This is a genomic window from Ligilactobacillus ubinensis (assembly GCF_024160875.1).
Taxonomy (GTDB): Bacteria; Bacillota; Bacilli; order Lactobacillales; family Lactobacillaceae; genus Ligilactobacillus; species Ligilactobacillus ubinensis.
Genome location: NZ_JAIULA010000042.1, coordinates 1 through 4,875, shown reverse-complemented (window position 1 = coordinate 4,875; position 4,875 = coordinate 1). Strand labels below are relative to the sequence as shown.

At 34.2% G+C, this 4,875-nt stretch carries 5 protein-coding genes and 2 tRNA genes; all 7 read left to right on the top strand.

Features of this window, described 5'->3' with window-relative positions; all coding sequences use genetic code 11:
* The first annotated feature begins 163 nt into the window (after window positions 1-163).
* The 7 genes from thmT (at window position 164) to LB941_RS12175 (ending at window position 4,797) form a co-directional block, all read left to right on the top strand.
* Window positions 164-352 carry a 2-hydroxymuconate tautomerase gene (gene thmT / locus LB941_RS12205; protein WP_253362263.1) on the top strand — a complete coding sequence of 63 codons (189 nt, stop codon included), beginning with the start codon at window positions 164-166 and terminating at the stop codon, window positions 350-352.
* Window positions 353-426: 74 nt separating this feature from the next.
* Complete coding sequence (gene lysA / locus LB941_RS12200; protein ID WP_253362262.1) at window positions 427-1,731, top strand: diaminopimelate decarboxylase; 1,305 nt, start codon at window positions 427-429, stop codon at window positions 1,729-1,731.
* 442 nt (window positions 1,732-2,173) lie between these two features.
* A complete protein-coding gene (locus LB941_RS12195; protein ID WP_253362261.1) occupies window positions 2,174-2,944 on the top strand; it encodes a YveK family protein in 771 nt (256 codons plus the stop codon).
* Window positions 2,945-2,959: 15 nt separating this feature from the next.
* Window positions 2,960-3,694, top strand: a complete 735-nt coding sequence (locus LB941_RS12190; RefSeq protein ID WP_253362260.1) for a CpsD/CapB family tyrosine-protein kinase — start codon at window positions 2,960-2,962, stop codon at window positions 3,692-3,694.
* A gap of 4 nt (window positions 3,695-3,698) precedes the next feature.
* Complete coding sequence (locus tag LB941_RS12185; RefSeq protein ID WP_253362259.1) at window positions 3,699-4,469, top strand: tyrosine-protein phosphatase; 771 nt, start codon at window positions 3,699-3,701, stop codon at window positions 4,467-4,469.
* 138 nt (window positions 4,470-4,607) lie between these two features.
* Window positions 4,608-4,689, top strand: a tRNA-Leu gene (locus LB941_RS12180).
* A gap of 34 nt (window positions 4,690-4,723) precedes the next feature.
* Window positions 4,724-4,797 (top strand) — tRNA-Met (locus tag LB941_RS12175).
* Window positions 4,798-4,875: the final 78 nt, after the last annotated feature.

The following is a 4,875-nucleotide window of genomic DNA, read 5'->3' as shown; positions in this document are numbered from 1 at the left end:
AATTACAATTGTAACAGAGAGTTATTTCTCTTTTTTGTCTTTTTTTATTTCTACCCACAAATACTTTACACTAACGAAAATACTTGAAAAAGTAAAATCTAATTGCGTTTTAATCTAAAGTCTGTTTTAATAAGAATATACATTATTGAAAGGAAGAATGACGATGCCACTTGTCCACATTGAATTAATTGCAGGCCGTTCAGAGGAACAATTAAAAGATTTAGTAAAAGATGTAACTAATGCTGTTACTAAGAATACAGGAGCACCAGCAGAACATGTGCATGTTGTTTTAAACGAGATGCAAACAAATCGTTACGCTGTTGGTGGCGTGTTAAAAAGCGATGAAAAATAAGAGCTGACTTGTAGGCTAGGATCAACTCCTGGCCTATTTTTATAGTAAATATTATTGAAAGCAAGAGAGGAGAAATGAAGTTGACAGATGCAGTAGAAGTAAATCAAGCCGGACACTTAATGATTGGTGGGGTTGATACATTAAAATTGGCTCAAAAATATGGAACGCCAGTCATTGCTTATGATGTTAGTAAGATAAAAAAGCAAATTGCTGACTTCAAAAAGGCATTTATTGAGGCCGAAGTTCCGTATAAAATTTCTTATGCTAGCAAAGCTTTTTCATCCCTTGCGATGTACGAATTGGTTGCTCAGGCTGGATTAGGCTGTGATGTTGTTTCTGGTGGTGAATTATATGCAGCTTTGAAGGGTGGGATGCCACCCGAGGATATCGAATTTCATGGTAATAATAAACTTCCTGAAGAAATTGAAATGGGAGTTGAAGCTCAAATTGGTTGTTTTGTTATTGATAATTTTCAAGAAATTAAGTTTCTAGACAGGGCTTTAAGAAGAAAACATGCTAAAGCAAATGTTGTTTTACGTGTCACACCTGGAATAGAAGCAGAAACACATAAATATATTTCAACAGGGCAATCCAATTCTAAATTTGGATTTGATGTTCAATCAGGACAAGCAAAAAAGGCATTAGAGAGTATTCTAAAAAATCCACGGATGAATATTGAAGGGTTACATTGTCATATTGGTTCGCAAATTTTTCAGGCTAAAGGATTTGTAATGGCTGCTGAAAAGATGGTTGATTTAATGAAGAAATGGCATGATGAACTTGGATTTGATACGAAGGTTTTGAATCTTGGTGGAGGTTTTGGAATTCACTATACGAAAGATGACCAAATGATACCGACGGAAGATTTTGCTAAAGATATAATAGCTGCAGTTAAGAGTAGGGCAAAAAAATATAATTTAAAAATGCCAGAAATTTGGATTGAACCAGGAAGATCACTTGCTGGGGAAGCTGGAACAACGCTCTATACTGTTGGCTCACGTAAAGATGTTGAAGGAGTTTGCCATTTTATCGCGGTAGACGGTGGAATGGGAGATAATATTCGCCCAGCACTTTATCAAGCAAAGTATGAAGCTTATTTGGCTGAAAGGCCTAATGCATTAAATGAACAAATTGTTACGGTAGTAGGAAAATACTGTGAATCAGGAGATGTACTTGTTCGCGATTGCTTGTTACCCAATACGCATCCGGGAGATATTTTAGCAATTCCAGATACAGGAGCATATGGGTACACTATGGCTTCCAATTATAACAGAAATCCGCGTCCTGCTGTTGTTTTTTGTGAAAATGGCTCTTCAAGGCTTGTTGTGAGACGTGAAACCTTTGAAGATATGTTAAGTTGCGAGTTAGGTTTGACATAAGCAATTTAAGATTAGAGTGAAAAAACTTGTTAAGTAGAGATTACTTAATCTTGGAAATCGGACAATTTAAGATTTGGATTGTCCAGCTTACGTGGTTAAGTGCAACAAGTGGTCTTTTGACACCAATTATTTGAAGGTGAACAAAGTTTGGGATTTTTAGCCTAGGCTTTAAAGTTTAATAATACGATTGTGTTATAATATAAAAGCATAAAGATTGTTGTTTTTTATTTAAAATATTATGCAGCCATCCGTTGAATATACTAAATATTTATGTTATTCTAAAATACGATTGGTTTTATGTATAAATTTAGATATATAATAGAGAAATATGGGTAATGCTAATTTTGTTTGCTAATTAGCATTGCATATGTTTGCTTGTTTTTCGAAGTTTGTATTAATAATAAACATTTAGTAAATTCACTTTATATAATGGGAGAGAGTTATGGTTAAGGAAAATGATGAAACGGTTATTGATTTAGGACAAATGTTAACAGTTTTGAGAAAGAATATTCCTAGAATCATTGTGTGGACGGTTTTAGGATTTGTAATTTCGTTGTTAATACTTTTTATCTTTATAGAGCCTAAATATAGTGCAACAGTTGATATTTTGGTCAACCAAAAAAATGATAATGCGCAAACGCAATATACAACACAACAAGCAGATTTGAGTGCAGTTTATACATATGAGGATGTTTTAAAGAAGTCCGTTATTTTAACGCCAGTATTAAAAATTGTGAAAGAAAATGATAATTATACAGGTTCATTAAGTGATTTAACATCATCAATTTCAATTGCAAATGAAACTAATTCTCAAATTATAAGTGTGACTGTTGAGGATAAAGATGCATATACTGCCTCTGATATAGCAAATACAATTGGCGATGTTTTTAAGAAGAAAATTGTTAAAATGATGAAAATTGATAATGTCACAATTGTTTCTAAAGCAACACCTAGTTCAAATCCAGTTTTTCCTAATAAAGTATTAGGTATTCTCATAGGTGTTGTGGTAGGCGCTCTTATTGGAATTGCAATTGCTATTATTCGTGAATTGACAGATAAGACAGTCAAAAGTGTTGAATTTTTAACTGATGAACTGGAATTGACTAGTCTTGGGACTGTTTTCCATATGGAAAAAAATGTTGGATTTCATGCAGTTGAAATTGCAGATAATAAGTCTCATGAAAATAAAAATGAAACTTATAGACGAGTTTAGCGGAGGAAGTTACTAATGGGTTTATTTCGTAAAAAGAAAAGCATAGATGCTAATACAATGGAAACTGGGGTTAAAATGATAACTATTTCAGCTCCAACATCTGTTGATACTGAACAATTTAATACTATTCGAACAAATATTAAATTTTCAAATGTTGATAAAGAATACAAAAGTTTGATGTTTACGTCTACTTCAATGTCAGAAGGAAAGTCTACAGTTGCAGCAAACGTAGCAGCTTCTTTTGCTAAACAAGGATTGCACACGCTATTAGTTGATGCTGATCTACGGCGTCCAACTGTTAATGCAACCTTTGATATTGATAATCCACGAGGATTATCAAATTATCTAACAGAAAAAGCGTTAGATATTAATTCTATTATTTATTCAACTTCGGTTTCAAGATTATATGTTATGCCAAGCGGCCCAATTCCACCTAATCCATCAGAACTAATTGGTTCAAGGCGAATGGCTGAATTAATAGATAAGTTATCCCAACAGCTTGATTTAGTTATTTTTGATGCACCACCAGTTCTTTCAGTAACAGATGCACAAATTATGACAACTAATGTTGATGGTACAGTATTAGTTGTTCGTTCCGGAAAAACTGAAAAAAATGCGGTTAAAGAAGCGGTTCGGATGCTTAGACAGGTTAATGGGCATATCATCGGTTCAATTTTGAACGATGTTGAGGTTAAAGGTAAAGGCTATTATGGTTATTATGGTTATAGCCGTAATTCAAAAAAGAAGTGATTATATGAATACTATGGTAGATTTACATTGTCATTTATTACCTGGGATAGATGATGGTTCTAAAGACATAGCAAGCTCATTGGAATTAGCGCAACAAGCTGTTTCAAATGGAATTACACATGTTTTGGCAACACCACATCATCTTGATAATCAATACATAAATCATGCAGTAGATGTTGTAAAAAGAACTGAGGTTTTTCAGAAGAGATTGATTTTAGAGGGGATAAGCCTAAAGGTTTTCCCTAGTCAGGAAATTCATATAAATGGAGACTTGCTTAAACATTATGATGATTTGTTAGGAATTGATGTCAAAAAGCACTATGTTTTATTAGAACTACCACATAGCAACGTTCCACAGTATACCAAACAAATGATTTTTGATTTAAAAAAGTATGGATCTACGCCAGTTATTGTTCATCCAGAACGTAATACTGAGATTCAAGAGAATTTAGATCTTCTATATGAGTTTATAGAGGCTGGAGCGTTAGCACAGCTTACTTCAACGAGTTATATTGGAGGATTTGGTGAGCATGTTGCAAAAATTTCGGATAAGTTAGTAAAACATAATTTAGTACAAGTTTTTGCATCAGATGCGCATGCTTTGCAAGGACGTGGATTTACTATGCGTGAGGCGTTCGACAAATTACGTGCTGATTTTGGAGCTGAAAAAGCTAGTGAATTTGAGAATAATGCAGAGAGATTATTGAATGGTCAACGAGTTATTGCGCATAATTATTCGAATGTTATTAAAAAGAAAAAATTCTTTTTTTTCTAGTAACTAAAGTTGGATAGAGCTTAATGAAAAAATTATTAGAATTACGGATTGGATTACAATATAAGGTAAAAAAGAGTTGACAGTATTTTGTTCTATTGATAAAATTAAATAGTTGTGAATTTCTTTATTTTATATTGTGCGGGTGTGGCGGAATTGGCAGACGCGCTAGATTTAGGTTCTAGTGTCTTCGGACGTGGGGGTTCAAGTCCCTTCACCCGCAGTATAAAAATTCTTTTGCAGGATTTTTTTAAAATCGCGGTGTAGCTCAGCTGGCTAGAGCGTCCGGTTCATACCCGGGAGGTCGGGGGTTCGATCCCCTTTGCCGCGATTATGGAGGATTACCCAAGTCTGGCTGAAGGGAACGGTCTTGAAAACCGTCAGGTGGGTCAAACCACGCAAGAGTTCG